This window comes from Methylomonas methanica (assembly GCF_001644035.1).
GTDB classification, from domain to species: domain Bacteria; phylum Pseudomonadota; class Gammaproteobacteria; order Methylococcales; family Methylomonadaceae; genus Methylomonas; species Methylomonas methanica_A.
Genome location: NZ_LUUG01000093.1, coordinates 92,014 through 107,541 on the forward strand (window position 1 = coordinate 92,014; position 15,528 = coordinate 107,541).

A 15,528-nucleotide genomic window follows, 5' to 3' on the forward strand; every position below is an offset into this window, starting at 1 on the left:
TCTTCCGTAGCCGCTCCCTGTCCGTGCCGTCCGTGCTCCCTAGTTGCTCCCGAATCCTTGTTAAACTGCCTTATCCCGGCACCTCAACTTGGTGCGGATTATTCCAGAGCAATAGCGGCGTTTCGGTTACAGCATTGTTAAATTCACGTGACATGTAATACATCTGTATTACAAAGCCGGCCGCTAACACGAAAATTCAGCGGATGATTGGGCGCGGGCGGTAGCTATGAAACTTAAGATTCTTTTTGCGGGCATTGCCTCACTGCCATTGAGCGAAGGAAGAAGCCCCTTCTCCCTCCGGGAGAAGGTTGGGATGAGGGAATCTAAATAAAGCTATTTTCATGAATTGCCGTGAGCTCTCGATATCAAGGTCCTTTCTGACTATTGAGTTAGTCCGGCCAAACCCAAAAAGTCAGTCATGCCTCCCGGAATGCAGACATCCAGTGCCATGGATGGCAAACTTCGAGCTATACGTGCAATCTCGATTCGGCATTCAAGCGAACGCAGACGCCTCGCGACCGCGCAGCGAATCAGCGGCGGCAAATAGGCTCGCGCCTGCGCGGGAGCGACGATACCCGAGGGCAGGCTAAACCACGCCCAGCAAGACTTTGGCATTAACGATACCCTCAGCATCGGCCGGTTTTTCGACATCGATTTGCAGCACTTGTAAGCGGTGCTTGCTTTCCAGAATCGCCAGCCAGGACATGAGTTGGTCGAAAGGCAGCTGCTCCAGCCAGACGCTGACTTTGTCCTCGCCTTCCGGCGACAGGTGTTTGATCGCCGGCTTTATCTCCAACTGTTGACTACTGAAATCGACTACGGCCATCGGCGATTGATTAGCGCCATCCAGCGCCGGCGCGTCAACCGTAGCCTGCTGCCGCAAAGCCGCCGCTTCGTTGCCAACTTGTTGTAAGTAGGTATAGATTTGCCTTTGCGACTGGATTTTTTGCGTCAGCAAGCGGCTCTGTTCGGCGATTGGTTGGTAAAACAACAGGTAAGCGCCATACACCAACACGACCAACAAACCGCCCAGCGCCAGCACTCGCTCTCTGGGCGTCAAGTCGGCAAAACGTTGCGATATGTCATTTTTCGCGAATCTCAAGTTGCGCCTCCACGCCGTTTGCGCCGCTGTCGGCCGATTGAATTTTCACCTGCACCGTGCTTTGCAAGTGCTGTTTGAATTGCTCCAGCTGGCCGATATCGTCGGCAAGCAGATGCAACTGCAAACCGCCGTTCAGGAAATTGAGCTTTTTCAAGTGCACGGCCGGCGCGTCTTTCAACACCAAGCCGGAACGGTAAATCAGCCGCATAAAGCTGCTGCCGGCAAAACCCTGTTGTTTTCTGAGTTGCGCCAGTTGTTGATCGGCTTGAGCCTTGACATTGACGATGCGTTTGACCTCCGGAAAGGTCTGTTTGAACAGGTCTTGGGTTTTAGCTTCCAACGCGCTCAATTCGGCTTGTTGTTGCCAATAACTATGCAATAAGGCGTAGCTCTGCACCGCCAAGGCCACAGCCAAAATAATTGCCGCTGGCAGCCACTGTTGCCAGCGGCCTATTTGGCGGCTGCTGACGGCATAGGCACCGCTCAACAAATTCAGCTCGGCCGGCAATAACTCGGCGGCGCTCGCCATGAAGTGCAAAGGCTGGTCGATGGCTATTTCCAAACCAGTACTAGGCAAACCATCCGGCAGCGCGGTGTCTTCACTACCTTTGCATATCCGCAAAGTCTCGAAATCGGCGCCTTCGGCACGGGCATTTTCCAGCAGCTGCGGCAGAAACTCCGCATCCACACCACCGCCCAGATAGGCAGCGCTGCGCAGCATGGCATTGCTGCCCTCGATCAATAAAGTACCTTGTCCAGGCTTATACGGCAGGCACAAGGTTTCCGGATACGCAGCTTCCACCGCTAAACCGGCCTCGCGGAACGGCGCAAGCCACGCCGCTAAAGCCTCGTGAGCAATCGCCGCCACGGCGAGTTTATCGCGCTCTTGCCTTAGCCAAACCAGATGATAATTTTCCACGTCCTCGGCCAGCAGGTCTTCCAGCGCAAACGGCAAGGCTTTTTTTAGTTGCGCTGCGTTTTTAACCGCCAGCTCAATCTCCAGCAATAGCACCGAAGCGGCCGGCACCAGCAGCAATAAAGACTTACCCTGCGCTGCCATTGCCAACTCGGCCATCGGGCCTGATGCCGGCTGACCATCTGGATCGGCAAGACTCAACCATTCCAGATTATCGGCGGACCCGGCGCCGAATCTGACCAGTAGTTTTTCAGCCATGCGCTAAGCCCTGGCGCTGCCGCTTCACCACTCGCGCGCCACCACTATCGCGCTGCAATTGCGACTCAAACAGCAGATGGGTTTTGCCCATATCGATTTGCCCTTGTAATAAAAAGTTTTGCGAACTGACGCCCAAGCCGTATTTACCGATGCCGGCGTCGGCAACCGTTTCATCCTTTAAAAATTCCGCGACTTTTGCGAAAGGCTTACCTCGGGCTCTGAATATGGACTCCGCCTGATCGGCGCTGATGTCGTCGGCCAAACAGCGCAACACGGTGGCACTGGCGGTGTTGATATTCAGCGGCGCGTAGCCGTCCACTGCGTAGACATAAGGCAGCAATTTCAGATAGGTCTCGCGCGTCATGCCTTGCACCAGTAACAACTCGCTGACATCGGCAAATTGCCGGTTCGCGGCACGGTAGCCGGGCTTAAATCGGGTATAGGTTTCGTCTTCCGCGCCATGCGGATAGCTGACATCCATATCCGCATCGACCCAATCGGTTATCGCCTGCGCCAGCTCGGTTTTCAGTTTTAGAATTGCCAGCAAGCGTTCCAGGCGCTTGATATCGTCCTTGGAAATTTTGCCCTCGACCAATACGTTGTTCAGATTGATCCGGCCCTGTAAATCCTCAATCTGTGCTTGCATAGTGCCGCCGACGACGATTGTCCTTGCCAGCGGTATAGACCAATCTTCAGCCAAACCATCTACTTTTCCGGCCGTGGTGTCGGCAGCCAGCCGGCCGATAGCCCAACTTTCCAAACCGTACACATACTCCCAGGCTTGCGCGCTGCGCAGCTGATTTTCGGTGCGGCGAATATCCAACTGCCGCGCACTGGACATCGACACGACGGCAACGGTAGCGATAGCCAGTATCAACATCACCGTAATCAACGCGATCCCGCGCTGCCGCTGATCCACTGACCTCATTCCCGCACCAAAAACAGCCGGCGGATTTCACCCAAACCGGTCAGGCTAAAACTCGCTTCCACCGCTCTGGGCAATCCGCTGCCATCAGCCGGCCAATGCATGGTCCAGTCGCTGCCGTAAAAACGCAAATCAAGCGCCGCGACGTTCAGCAATTTTTTCCGGCGAAATTGCGTCTGTTGGGTACGATCCAATACAGTCCAGACTTGCCGGTACAAGCTGCCGTTTTCCAGACGATAACTGACACGTTGCAACTGGCTGTGCATCTCCAATTCCGACCATGCCGGCACGCTACGCGTCAAGGTCAGCAAATCCTCGCCATTGCCGCCGGAAAACGCCGGCTGTTCGCTGCCGAACTCGTCCCGAATAGAGCGCGGCAAGGCTTGTGCCAGATCTTCGTTCAGCAAATATAAGGTTTGCTGCAACTCGGCGATAGTGTCCGAGCGTTTTTCGGTGCCCGCTCTGGCATCCAGCACCGCACTCAAACCGGCGTAAGCCATGGCCGCCATGATGGCAAACACCGCCATCGCTATCAGTATTTCCAGCAAGGTGAAGCCGCGACTTGTGACTGCCTTATTGTTCATGACCGACCGGGATATAACTAAGCAAACCGGTGTAAGGCGACTTATCACCTTCCAAAAACACTTCTATCCGGTAATCCCAAACAGAACCGCCGATACTCGGCGTCACGCCGCGCTTGGCCTGCCAATACCAACGCCGACCGGCCATCTCTTCCCAGCCATCCTGGTTCTCCGGCTTTTCGGTAGCCAGGCGCAATTGCACCGCATGGTTCGCGGCTATCGTCGCGGCTATCATTTTGTTTTCCAGGTACCAAAGGTTCTTGGTGTTGTCGGCGGTAATTTTGATCAAGCCGGCCATCAGGATGGCTAACAGGGCCAAGGCAATCAGCACTTCCAATAGAGTAAAGCCGCCGTTGCGGGAGTATTTCATGGCTTGATGGCGACGCTGGAAACCGCTAAGCCGTCGTCTACCGTATTGCTAACAAAAAACCGGAGCTCACTTTTTGGTAAATCCAAGGCAATTTGAAATACCTCGGCGGCCCCGTCCGGCGTAAATACTATCTGCGGCTGCGAATGCACGTTGCTGCCGAAACGCTTAGCCAAATACACCGGCTTTTCGTCCAAGGTTAATGCCAAGCTCATACCGGCCGGCAAGTCCCGTTGCCTGAAGATCGCATCAGTATTCTCCGGCTGCCACTTGCCTTGTACCGGCGACAGAAATCTATATCCTTGACCCACCAATTCCAAACCGATACTGTCACCGCGTATCATCGCTTCCTGCTCGGCCAGCTCAATCAGTTTTGCCAGGCGCTGAATTTCCAGTTGCTGCTGTTTGCTGTGATCGGCGTTGCCCATCGCCAGCATCGCCATGCTGCTCATCAAGCCGATCAGGACCATCGCAATCAATAGCTCGATAAGCGTAAAACCGCGAACGGTCAAGCGCTCAAGCTGACTTACTTTTGCGCCCAATTGGTGATGTCCGCGCCGGCTTCGCTGCCGCCTTCCACACCGTCGGCACCGAAGGAATACAAATCAAATTCGCCGTGCGCGCCGGGCTGCATGTAAAAATACGGCTTGCCCCAAGCATCGGCCGGCAGTTGATCCAGATAACCGCCCTGCTTCCAATGCGCGCCTTGCGGCAAATTGGCCGGCTTGTGTACCAAGGCTTCCAGGCCTTGATCGGTGGTGGGATAGCTGAAATTATCCAGGCGATATAGATCCAGGGCGGCGCTGATGGCTCTGATGTCTTGCAAGGTACGGGTGGCGCGGGCTTCATCGGGTCTGCCCATGATTTTCGGTACGACGATGGACGCCAGAATGCCCAAAATTACGACCACGATCATCACTTCGATCAGGGTAAAGCCTTGCTGTTTTTTATTGCTCATAACGCTAAAAAGTAAGTGGAGTTAAAGCACGCCCCGCCAAGTGGAGCTTGTCGTAAAACGTAGGTTGGGCTGAATACAATGAAGCCCAACATTTTGATTTTGTTGGGCTTCGCGCTGCTCTGCCCAACCTACATTTGACTTTTACGACAGCCTCAAGTGTGGGGCAACGGCGAGAAGATTAGAAAGCCAACGTGACAGGCGTATGACAAAGACGCTATCTAATCAACTGGTTCATTTCAAAAATCGGTAACAGAATCGCCAGCACGATGGTCAGCACCACCAAGCCCATGAACAAAATCAAGGCCGGTTCGAATAAACCCATGGTTAGTTCGGTCAGCGCCTGAATATCGCGCTCCTGATCATCAGCAGCGCTTTCCAGCATGCGCGGCAATTGACCGCTGGCTTCGCCGCTGGCGACCAAATGTATCGTCACCGGCGGGAAGAAACCGCTGGCTTCCAGCGCCTTGTTCAAACTCTGCCCTTCCCGCACCCGAATCGCGGTATGAGCGACCGCCTGCTGCATCGCGTTGTTGGACAATACCTGACTGGAGATTTTTAAGGCTTCCAGCAACTCGACGCCGCTATTGGTCAAAATCGCCAGCGTGCGGGTAAAACGGGCGGTGTTCAAGCCCTTGGAAAAGCGAGCAGTAATCGGCATGGTCAACAGCCAACGGTGAAACAGCATGCGCGGTCGCTCCCGGCGCAAAACTAGCTTTGCTGCCACGGACAGAGCCACCGCGATGATCAACAGCAGTAAGCCATTGCTCTGTAAAAAATCGCTACAAGTAATCAACGCTTGAGTAATAGCCGGCAGCTCGTGGCCCATTTTGTCGAACACGCCGGTGATTTCCGGTACCACATACGCCAACAGGCCGATGACCACCAATATCGACACCGACGACAGCAACACCGGATAAATCATCGCCATCTGCAACTTGCGATGCAGTTGGCCCTTGTCGCTGAGATAGTCGGCCAGCTTTTCCAGCACTTGGTCGAGCTTGCCCGAGGATTCGCCGGCTTCGATAGTGGCGCGGTACAAAGGCGGAAAGGTACTGGGAAATGCCTGACAGGCCACGGCCAGACTTTGCCCTTCCAGAACTCGGCTTCTGATCGCCAGCAAAATCCGCCTAGCCCGCGCCGATTCCAGTTGCCGGGCAATAATGCCCAAGGCTTCATCTATCGCCAAGCCGGACTTCAACAAAGCAGCCAATTGCCGGGTGATGTGCGCCAGCGCACGCATGCCGATGTTTTGCGCCAACAAGGGCGACTGACCGCTGCGTTCTTTTTTATGAACTTCCTGAATATCCAGCAGGGTTAAATCATTGGCCTTCAATTGCTGGCGGGCGGATTTGATGGTGTCGCTCTCAAGCGTGCCTTTAACCGACTTGCCCTTATTGTTTAAAGCTTGATATTCGAAGACCGCCATGGCCGTTCCTCAATCCTTTAAGGTAATGCGAATGGCTTCGTCGACGCTGGTGTCGCCGTTCAGCACTTTTTCCAGTGCGCTTTGTTGAATGCTGCGCGAGGTCAGTCTGGCATGCCGTTCCAGTTCCAAATCGCCGGCGCCATCGTGTATCAACTGTTGCATCGCGCCATCCAGCATGATCATTTCAAAGATACCGGCCCTGCCCTTGTAACCGTGGTTATGGCACTGCGGGCAGCCTTGGGCTTGATAAACGGTCACAGTCTCGTCAGCTTGGTTGCGATAACCCAGCTTGGCTAAATCCTGTACCGGCACCTGCTCCGGTTTTTTGCAATGCGGGCAAAGTTTACGCACCAGCCGTTGGGCGATCACGCCAACCAAGCTGGAGGCCAACAAGAAAGGCTCTATGCCCATGTCGCGCAGCCGGGTTATAGCGCCCACGGCAGTATTGGTATGCAGTGTCGATAGCACCAAGTGGCCGGTCAAGCTGGCTTGCACTGCAATCTCGGCGGTTTCGCGGTCGCGAATCTCGCCGACCATCACGATGTCCGGATCCTGCCGTAAAATCGCCCGCAAGCCCTTGGCAAAGGTCATATCCACCTTGGCATTAACCTGGGTTTGGCCAACGCCGTCCAGGTAATATTCGATAGGATCTTCGACGGTGAGAATATTGCGGCTGCGCTGATTCAATTGATTGACCACCGCGTACAAGCTGGTGGTTTTCCCGGAACCGGTAGGCCCGGTCACCAGAACGATGCCGTGCGGCCGAGCGATCATCTGCTGAATACTGTTCAACTCGTAATCCGACATACCGACCTGTTTCAAGCTCAATTGGTTGGCCTGCTTGTCCAGCAAACGCAATACTACCCGCTCGCCGTGGCCGGAGGGCAAAGTCGATACCCGCACATCAACGGTGCGGCCGCCGATGTTCAACGATATACGGCCGTCCTGCGGCAGCCGTTTTTCGGCGATGTCCAGCTTGGCCATTACTTTAAGGCGAGAAATCACCATCGGCGCAAATTCACGTTGCGGCTCGATAATTTCCCGCAAGGTGCCGTCCACCCGAAACCGCACCACCATGCGCTTTTCGTAAGACTCGATATGAATGTCCGAGGCGTTTTCCTTGATGGCTTCGGTGAGTAGCGCGTTGATCAAACGGATGATCGGCGCTTCGTCTTCGCTTTCCAGTAAGTCTTCAGGCTTGGGCAAATGCTGGGCCATCTCGGACAAATCCAGATTGTCCTGCATATCGTCGACCATCTGCTGGGCATGGCCGGTTTTGTGCTCGTAAACCGCTTGCAACAGACGTTCAAACTCTTCCGCACCCACCGCTTCGAAACTGGCCGGCCTATCCACGAAGCGCCGGGTTTCCAGTAAAGCCGTTACCGAGGCTTTGGGCTGATAAACGATGCGCGCCTGCTGCGCGGAACATTCAGCAACGATCACGCCGTGACGTTTGGCAAAACCGTAAGACGGTAGCCTGATTTCGGTCGGCGCTGGCGCTGTCGGTTCAGCGCTTGTCATTGCCGCCAGCCTCGCCGCTGTCATCTTGCACAGCCGAATTGTCGTCCGGTAAGTTGTCCAGCAGAGGCTGTTTCTGCTCCGGCATCAACAGCACGCCGTCCTCGTTAAACTCTTGCTGCTTGTCGCGGATATAGTTGTATTTGTCGTGGGTTAAGCCGCTGGATTTACCCGCATCCCTGATGATTTGCGGGCGCAAAAACACCATCAGATTTTTTTTGGTGATGGTCGTCGAATTGGTTTGGAACAAGTAGCCCAGAAAAGGAATATCCCCCAACAATGGCACCTTATCCACCGTTTCGGTGATGTCGTCTTCAATCAAGCCACCCAATACCAATACCTTGCCGTCATCGACCAATACGCTGGTTTCGATCTTGCGTTTATTGGTTTGTAAGTCCGCGCCGGTGGTGCCTTGCACGACGCTGGAGACCTCTTGCGCGACTTTTAATTTGACCGCGTTGCCTTCGCTGATCTGCGGTAAGACCTTGAGTTTGATACCGATGTCTTCACGCTGGATGGTTTGAAACGGTGTGCTCAGGCTGCCGCCGACGGACGGCGTGTACTGGCCGGTGGTTAACGGAATGTTACGACCAACTATCATGCTGGCTTCTTCGTTATCCATCGTCACCAGCGACGGCGTGGATAACACGTTGACGTCGGTATCGTTGGCAAAGGCGGTCAACAAGGCTTTTAATTCGCTGCCGGCCAGATAGCCGATGCTTAAGCCCTTGCCCGCCGAGGTAATAAATTGCGATAGATTCAAAGAGTTGCCCTCCCCTTTTCTGTTCGCGGCAAACACGCTACCGTCTTCCTTGGTTTGCCATTCGACACCGATATTCTGCGATTTGTCGTAACTGACTTCGGCAATAATCGCTTCAATATGCACTTGGGCGCGACGCACGTCCAATTGTCTGACCACCGATTTCAAAGTCAGCATCAAATCGTGCGGCGCGGTGATAATCAGCGCGTTAGCCGCTTCGTCCGCCCGAACATCGAAATCCTTACTGGTCGTGGTTTTGGTTTTAGGCTGGTCGGCTTTTTCGTCCTTTAAAGACCCCACCCCGGTCAGCGTTTCCACCAATTCCTTGGCTACCGCATAACGCATGTAAATCACTTCGGTATTGCCGGATTTTTCCATCGGCGTATCCAGATTGGCGATCAAGGCCCGCATCTGCAAGCGCATTTCCGGGTCGCCGCCGAGGATAATGGAATTTGAGCGTTCGTCGGCCACCATCGGCGGTGCGACCTGCGCGGTTTTGCCGGCATTGCTACCGGTGATTAATGTGTTTAATGGTTGAATCAAATCGGCGGCATTGGCATGCCGCAAGTTGATGATTTCTATATTTTGCAAATTGCTTTTATCGATTTGCTTGATCATCGCCGCCAGGCGTTTAACGTTGGCGGCGGTATCGGACAGGATCACGGTGTTACTTTCCGGCACCGCACCGATAAACGCATATTGCGGCATCAAAGGCAACAAGGTCTGTACCAGTTGCGTCGCATCGACGTGATGCACCTGTAAGACTCGGGTCAGTTGCTCGTCGCCGTTCTGCGGATTGCCGCGCAATTCGCTTTCCTCGCCGTCCTGCTTGGCGGTGACGTTGGGAATAATCTTCACCACGTTGCCGTTCGGAATCGCCGAGTAACCGTGCACCTTTAAAATGGACAGGAATACATCGTAAACCTGGGCGGATTTCATCGGCGTGGAAGTCACCACCGAGATATTACCGGTGATGCGCGGATCGATAATAAAGTTTTTACCGGTGACATCGGCAACCGTTTCGATCAGCGCGCGAATATCGACATCTTTCAGATTCAGCGAAAATTCGTCTTTTTCCGCCAGCAGCATCGGGCAGAAAATGGCCAGCAGAAAGCCGAGCAACAAGCGTGTTTTCATTTGCAGTGTTTACAAGGGAGGGGGATTATTCGGTGGCGCTTGGCGCGCGGACGCTATCTTTTTTTAATAACAAGGATTCCTGGCGTTCGCCATGCTTGAGCAAGACCCGGTCTGCTTCGACAGACTGCAACACCGCGCCGCCGGGCAGCTCGTCGCCCAGCCTATATTTCTTTTGCTGCCCGTCGTCGGCTTGAATGATGCCGCTGGCATTTTCCGGGTTCTTGGATAAAAACATGATACCCAGCAGTTTGAGCTGTAATTGAGTCTCCGCAACGGCGCCCTTATCCGACACGCTCTCCGGGCTTTGCCCGAACAAATGCCAGGTGCCGATTTCCGACAAATCCATGGGCGGATTTTGCGCAGCTGTTTCAGTTGAGGCAGGTGCCGCAGTTTCTGCCGGATTCTGACCTACGTCCACCAACGCGGTGGACAGATTTACATACAACACCCCAAGCAAATAAACCGCAGCCAGGGCTGTGGCAAGCCATTGCAGATAGGCGCCACCGGCCACTCCTCGCTCTGCTGCTTTCAAATCGAAAGCCAATCTTGAAAAACCGGCAAATTTCATCATGATTCGATTATGCTGGAAAAACATGACTGTTTTATGACAAACCCGGCCTGGCCGAGAGCTCCCAATCCGGCCTAGCGGCTGACTTGCCGGCAGCCCCCAAGCGCTGTTAGAGTTGACCGGAAGACATGAACCCACTCACATCAAATACGCCCATGAATGGATTATCAACCCTGGAACAGGCCTTTGGCGGCGCAGCGAGCCGCATCGAGGGAATCGATAGATTAGCCGGCGATTTAAATCGCTGGTATCTGCAACAGCCTCTAGAATGCAACTTCCTGCACCCCTGCTTAATAGGCGGCAAACCGGCCCTGGTTTGTCAAGCCGGCCTGAGCCGCGATGCCGAAGCTGCTTTTGCCGAATTGGCAGCCATCGCCCGGCGTTACGGTGTTTATCTAAAAGAAGACAGCCGGCAGCGCGACGATAGCTCTATCCTGCATAACCGCCGCCGTGAAGTCAGCCTGGTGTTGAGTTTTTGCATAGGCATGATGGGCTCTTCGCGCATGGTAACCGCCAATGATTTGCAGCCGGTCAATGCCGTGCAGTCGGTTGCCAGCCAACTGGCCGAGCCGGCCAACACTATGCAGGTCAAGCTGTCGGTCGATAAGGACGGCGCATCGACGATTCGTTTGCGTCTGCGCAAACCGCCCAGCGCCGCGGAAGTGATGGCTGCATACAGCCAAAAGCAAGCCACGCTAAGCCGCGACCCCCTTGCAAAAACGGAAATCTTTAATTTTCTCAGCGACATCTATCAGGCCGAGTCCGCCGATCCGGCCAATATCGGCGCCGACTTAGCGCTAATGGCCGACTATTTTTCGCACTACCCGCAAGCCGTGAATTTGCTCAGCGAACTGCGCGGTCAAAAACTCATACTGAAATACAAGCAAAATACCTGGCAAACTCAGGCCTTTGGCAATCAATTTGGGGTGGATAGCGTGACGATTTATTTCGACACCCGCTTGGGTGCGCAATTGCTGAACGATCCCGGTTGCGACAGCACGCCGGCATGCAGCATCTCGCCCGCCGACGCCTTACTGCATGAATTGCTGCATGCCAAATTGATGTTGCTGGACAGCCAACATTTTATCGATGGCGGCGGCATGGCCCAAAATCTTTACCCATTCGAGCACGAACGCGAGGTGATCAATCACGAAAACCGTTTGTACCAAGACATGAACCAATTGGACGGTCGTGCCCGCCCTTTAAGGCATAGACATAGCGGCGAGTTATTGCAAGTCTCCTGCCCGGCCTGCAACCCAATAAAGCAAGTTGCGTCAAGCGACCCAAGCCTGTAAAACTAGCGAAATTTCGTGATAAGCATAACAAAAACCACTCAACTCAGGAGACACAAAATGACGCCCATATCCAGCCGTAACGTTGCCGAAAAATGGCGGTTTGCCAGACTCGGCGGTTTCGATCAGGTTGAATTGAAACGCGGTAGCGATTTAATCGGACTGCCGGAACTGGATCAGAAATTATGGGCGGCACTGAGTTGCCCGACGCACGGATTGTTCTTCGACAACCAAACCCTGGCACTGCTGGATACCGATAACGATGGCCGCATCAGAGCCAACGAAGTGATCGAAGCAGTACGTTGGGTGAGTAAAGTGCTGAAAAACCCGGCCGATTTGATTCAACAAAACACCACCCTGCCGCTGGCGGCGATTAACGATCAAGATGAGGAAGGTCAACAACTGCTGGCCTCCGCCGTCGAGATCTTAAAAAACCTGGGCAAGGCGGATGCAACGGCAATCACCACCGACGATCTGGCCGATATGACCAAGATTTTCGCCAACACCCAATTCAACGGCGACGGCATTATTCCGGTTAAAGCCGCCAGCGACGAGGACGGCCAGCAAGCCATCACCGACATCATCGCCTGCTTAGGGGAGATTGAGGATCGTTGCGGCGAGCCGGGCATCAACCTGGAAAAAATCGAGCAATTTTTTAAGGATGCCGGCGCTTATTTCGATTGGTGGCAACAGAGCGACGCCGAAGCCGTGCGGATTCGTAATCAAATCGCCGACACCGAAGCGGCGGCAGCGTTACTGGCCCAATTAAAACCGAAAATCGACGACTTTTTTACCCGCTGCCAACTGGCTGAGTTCGACACCGGCGCGACCGAGTTGTTGAACCCGGCCGACAGCCGCTACGAAGAACTGGCCGGCGTCGATCTTTCGGCAAGCAACGAAGAACTGGCTAAATTGCCGCTGGCCGCTATCGTCGCCGGCGCTAACTTGCCATTGAATGCCGGCTTGAATCCGGCGTGGCGGTCCACACTAGATCAGTTAAAAACCCTGGTGCTGGCTCCATTACTGGGCGCAGCGGACAGCTTGTCTTATGCGGAATGGCAAAGCGTGATCGGTCAATTCGCCGATTATCAAGCCTGGTTACAGAAAAAACCGGCCAACGCCGTGGAAGGCTTAGGCCTGGACCGCATCAAAACCCTGTTGCAAAGCGATGCACAAGCCAAATTGACCGGCTTAATCGAACAGGATTTAGCGTTGGAACCGCAAGCCACCGCCATCGACTCGGTCGTGCGCTTGCTGCATTACTACCGCGATCTTTACACCTTATTAAATAACTTCGTGTCGTTTCGCGATTTTTACAGTGCCGAGCCGCACGCTATTTTCCAGGCCGGCACCTTGTATCTGGACGGCAGAAGCTGTCAATTGTGCGTAAAAGTGGATGATGTGGACAGCCACAGCAAACTGGCCGAACTGAGCAAAATCTTTCTGGCCTATTGCGTATGCCGTCGGCAAGGCACTAACGAAACGCTGACCATTGCCGCAGCGTTTACCGGTGGCGACAGCGACAATTTGCGCGTCGGCCGCAACGGCGTGTTTTACGACCGCAACGGCGTGGATTGGGACGCGACCATCGTCAAAATTATCGAAAATCCAATCAGCGTCAGGGAAGCATTCTGGTCGCCGTACAAACGCGTCGCCCGGATGATTAACGAACAACTGGAAAAAAGCGCGGCGGCCCGCGACAAAGCGGCTAACGAAAATACCTTTAAAGGGATTTCCGAAGCAGGCGCTCACGCCGGACAAGGCAAGGAACCGCCGGCACCGTTCGATGTTGGCAAATTTGCCGGTATTTTCGCCGCCATCGGTTTGGCAATCGGCGCGATCGGCACTGCACTGGCCGCCGTACTGGGCAGCTTCATGGGCTTACAATGGTGGCAAATGCCGCTGGCCATCATCGGCGTGATGCTGGCAATTTCCGGCCCCTCCATGTTTATCGCGTATTTGAAACTGCGCCAACGCAATCTGGCGCCGGTACTGGATGCTTGTGGTTGGGCGGTGAATGCCAAGGCCTTTATCAACATCCCCTTCGGCGGCTTGTTGACCGGCGTCGCCAAATTACCGAAAGACGCGGAAATGCAAATGGTCGATCCGTTCGGAGAAAAGAAAAGCCATTGGCAAAGCTATGTGTTTTTGCTGATCCTGCTAGCCGGAGCGGCCTACGCCTGGCAAAAAGGCTATATCGGGCCTAAACAAGAACCGGAAAAAGCTGCGCAAGTTGAGGAAAAAGCGGCGGTGGCTAAAGCTGAAGCAGCTGCTCCGGCAGCGGTTCCGGCTAAACCTGCGGAACCGACCAAGTAAACCTTTCGTTGCAAACCACCGGAGCAACGGCTATTACAGGCTGTTGCTCCGGTCACATCGTATGGACTAGATTTTTAAAGTGGTTGCTACCAGTAAAAAAATATCTTGTAGTTGACTGGCACTTTCTAAATTTCAGGACTTACTGCTCTTAAAATAAGTTAAGCCATATTCATGAGAAAATAGTTTCCTGAAATGTAAAAGAGATTCCGACGGCCGAGAAATTGATCACCAGACGCTACAAGTAATGCGGCAGCAGGCGGTCAAAGCGGTGAAAAATGGGCAGACGGCGGCCAGCGTGGCGGCGGCGATGGGTGTCAACATTCGCACGGTGTTTCGTTGGTTGTCCGACTTTGCAACCGGCGGTCAAAATGCGTTGCTGGCCAAAAAGATTACCGGACGCCCGCCGCTGGTGACGCCCGACGAAATGCGCTGGATCGCCGAGACCGTGCGGGACAAAACGCCGTGGCAAATGAAGCTGGAGTTCGGCTTGTGGACCTTGTCGTTGATAGGCGAAATCATTCACCGCCAGTTTGGCAAACGCCTGACCGCGCCGAGTGTGGGACGGATCATGCGGTTGCTGGGTTTTACGCCGCAAAAGCCCTTGTATCGGCCGTGGCAGCAGGACCCGGTCTTGGTGGAAAAATGGCAGTCGGAGGAATTTCCGGCGCTGAAGGCAGACGCCAAACGCACCGGTGCGGTCATCTATTTTGCCGATGAAGCCGGCGTACGTTCTGACTTTCATGCCGGCACCACCTGGGCGCCGGTCGGGCGGACGCCGACTGTAAAGACGACCGGACGAAGATATGGTTTGAATCTGATCTCAGCCGTCAGCGCACGGGGCGACTTTCGCTTCATGATGCAGGAAGGCAACGTCACCGCCGAGGTGTTTGTCGAATTCCTGAAACGTCTGCTACGCGGTGCCGAACAGCCGATCATTTTGGTCGTCGACGGCCATCCGATTCATAAGGCTAAGATCGTTAAAACCTTTGTGGAGCAACAGCAAGGTCGGTTGCACTTGGTGTTTCTGCCACCGTACGCGACACAACTCAATCCGGACAAACAAGTGTGAGGCTATATCAAACCGCGCGTCGCCAAGCAAATGCCGGAAAATAAAATCGAATTAAAGAAACTCGTCCAATCCGCCATGCATCGCTTACAGAAACTCCCGGATGTCGTGAAATCTTTCTTCAGGCATCCAGAATGTCAATATGCTGGCGAGTGACAATACTTTCTTTATGAGTAGTATCAAGGAGGTATATACTTTCCTCGAGCAGGAGCTATAAACGCAATCGTTAGCACTTTTGAGAAAGCCGCGATGAAATTTGATCAAAAATAAAAACCAGATGCTGGATGCTTATCAAAAATGATATTTTTATTGACGGTGAAACAAAAGAATTTTTAATG

General features: G+C 53.9%; 13 protein-coding genes and 1 pseudogene. 3 read left to right on the plus strand and 11 right to left on the minus strand.

Going from position 1 to position 15,528, the window contains the following annotated elements:
- Positions 1-586: 586 nt before the first annotated feature.
- The 11 genes from gspM to A1332_RS17245 form a co-directional block, all read right to left on the minus strand.
- Positions 587-1,102: a type II secretion system protein GspM gene (gene gspM, locus A1332_RS17195; RefSeq protein ID WP_064009665.1), complete on the minus strand. Its 516-nt coding sequence runs from the start codon at positions 1,100-1,102 to the stop codon at positions 587-589.
- Complete coding sequence (gspL, locus tag A1332_RS17200) at positions 1,083-2,276, minus strand: type II secretion system protein GspL (protein ID WP_064009666.1); 1,194 nt, start codon at positions 2,274-2,276, stop codon at positions 1,083-1,085. Before gspL ends, gspM begins: the two co-directional genes overlap by 20 nt.
- A complete protein-coding gene (gspK, locus tag A1332_RS17205) occupies positions 2,269-3,204 on the minus strand; it encodes a type II secretion system minor pseudopilin GspK (RefSeq protein ID WP_064009667.1) in 936 nt (311 codons plus the stop codon). The genes gspL and gspK overlap by 8 nt, the downstream gene beginning before the upstream one ends.
- Positions 3,201-3,785: a type II secretion system minor pseudopilin GspJ gene (gspJ, locus tag A1332_RS17210; protein WP_064009668.1), complete on the minus strand. Its 585-nt coding sequence runs from the start codon at positions 3,783-3,785 to the stop codon at positions 3,201-3,203. The genes gspK and gspJ overlap by 4 nt, the downstream gene beginning before the upstream one ends.
- The gene (gspI, locus tag A1332_RS17215; protein ID WP_064009669.1) at positions 3,775-4,152 is read right to left on the minus strand and encodes a type II secretion system minor pseudopilin GspI; all 378 of its coding nucleotides are present in this window, start codon (positions 4,150-4,152) and stop codon (positions 3,775-3,777) included. The genes gspJ and gspI overlap by 11 nt, the downstream gene beginning before the upstream one ends.
- Positions 4,149-4,691: a type II secretion system minor pseudopilin GspH gene (gene gspH, locus A1332_RS17220; protein ID WP_064009670.1), complete on the minus strand. Its 543-nt coding sequence runs from the start codon at positions 4,689-4,691 to the stop codon at positions 4,149-4,151. Before gspH ends, gspI begins: the two co-directional genes overlap by 4 nt.
- On the minus strand, positions 4,676-5,107 hold the full coding sequence (gspG, locus tag A1332_RS17225) for a type II secretion system major pseudopilin GspG (protein ID WP_020482315.1): 432 nt from the start codon (positions 5,105-5,107) through the stop codon (positions 4,676-4,678). The genes gspH and gspG overlap by 16 nt, the downstream gene beginning before the upstream one ends.
- A 214-nt stretch (positions 5,108-5,321) precedes the next feature.
- Positions 5,322-6,533, minus strand: coding sequence for a type II secretion system inner membrane protein GspF (gene gspF / locus A1332_RS17230; protein WP_064009671.1), 1,212 nt, complete (start codon positions 6,531-6,533; stop codon positions 5,322-5,324).
- A 9-nt stretch (positions 6,534-6,542) separates the two neighbouring features.
- Positions 6,543-8,054 (minus strand): type II secretion system ATPase GspE, encoded by a 1,512-nt coding sequence (gspE, locus tag A1332_RS17235; protein WP_064009672.1) that lies wholly within the window; start codon positions 8,052-8,054, stop codon positions 6,543-6,545.
- Positions 8,041-9,948 (minus strand): type II secretion system secretin GspD, encoded by a 1,908-nt coding sequence (gene gspD / locus A1332_RS17240; RefSeq protein WP_064009673.1) that lies wholly within the window; start codon positions 9,946-9,948, stop codon positions 8,041-8,043. The genes gspE and gspD overlap by 14 nt, the downstream gene beginning before the upstream one ends.
- Positions 9,949-9,973: 25 nt before the next feature.
- A complete protein-coding gene (locus A1332_RS17245; protein ID WP_197491494.1) occupies positions 9,974-10,519 on the minus strand; it encodes a type II secretion system protein N in 546 nt (181 codons plus the stop codon).
- Between the two features lie 152 nt (positions 10,520-10,671).
- On the opposite strand from A1332_RS17245, the gene A1332_RS17250 reads away from it, so the two are divergent.
- The 3 genes and pseudogenes from A1332_RS17250 (at position 10,672) to A1332_RS17260 (ending at position 15,346) form a co-directional block, all read left to right on the plus strand.
- Entirely contained in the window at positions 10,672-11,811 is a 1,140-nt protein-coding gene (locus A1332_RS17250; RefSeq protein WP_064009675.1) for a hypothetical protein, read from the plus strand.
- Positions 11,812-11,868: 57 nt separating this feature from the next.
- Positions 11,869-14,124 (plus strand): hypothetical protein, encoded by a 2,256-nt coding sequence (locus A1332_RS17255; RefSeq protein WP_064009676.1) that lies wholly within the window; start codon positions 11,869-11,871, stop codon positions 14,122-14,124.
- 187 nt (positions 14,125-14,311) lie between these two features.
- Positions 14,312-15,346: pseudogene (locus A1332_RS17260) on the plus strand (IS630 family transposase).
- The last annotated feature ends 182 nt before the right edge of the window (positions 15,347-15,528 follow it).

Bases quoted from the DNA above. Each gene is read 5' to 3' on its own strand.
- gspI (WP_064009669.1), bottom strand. From the start codon at position 4,152: ATGAAATACTCCCGCAACGGCGGCTTTACTCTATTGGAAGTGCTGATT.
- A1332_RS17245 (WP_197491494.1), bottom strand. From the start codon at position 10,519: ATGATGAAATTTGCCGGTTTTTCAAGATTGGCTTTCGATTTGAAAGCA.
- A1332_RS17255 (WP_064009676.1), top strand. From the start codon at position 11,869: ATGACGCCCATATCCAGCCGTAACGTTGCCGAAAAATGGCGGTTTGCC.
- gspG (WP_020482315.1), bottom strand. From the start codon at position 5,107: ATGAGCAATAAAAAACAGCAAGGCTTTACCCTGATCGAAGTGATGATC.
- gspJ (WP_064009668.1), bottom strand. From the start codon at position 3,785: ATGAACAATAAGGCAGTCACAAGTCGCGGCTTCACCTTGCTGGAAATA.
- gspF (WP_064009671.1), bottom strand. From the start codon at position 6,533: ATGGCGGTCTTCGAATATCAAGCTTTAAACAATAAGGGCAAGTCGGTT.
- gspK (WP_064009667.1), bottom strand. From the start codon at position 3,204: ATGAGGTCAGTGGATCAGCGGCAGCGCGGGATCGCGTTGATTACGGTG.
- gspD (WP_064009673.1), bottom strand. From the start codon at position 9,948: ATGAAAACACGCTTGTTGCTCGGCTTTCTGCTGGCCATTTTCTGCCCG.
- gspL (WP_064009666.1), bottom strand. From the start codon at position 2,276: ATGGCTGAAAAACTACTGGTCAGATTCGGCGCCGGGTCCGCCGATAAT.
- gspE (WP_064009672.1), bottom strand. From the start codon at position 8,054: ATGACAAGCGCTGAACCGACAGCGCCAGCGCCGACCGAAATCAGGCTA.
- A1332_RS17250 (WP_064009675.1), top strand. From the start codon at position 10,672: ATGAATGGATTATCAACCCTGGAACAGGCCTTTGGCGGCGCAGCGAGC.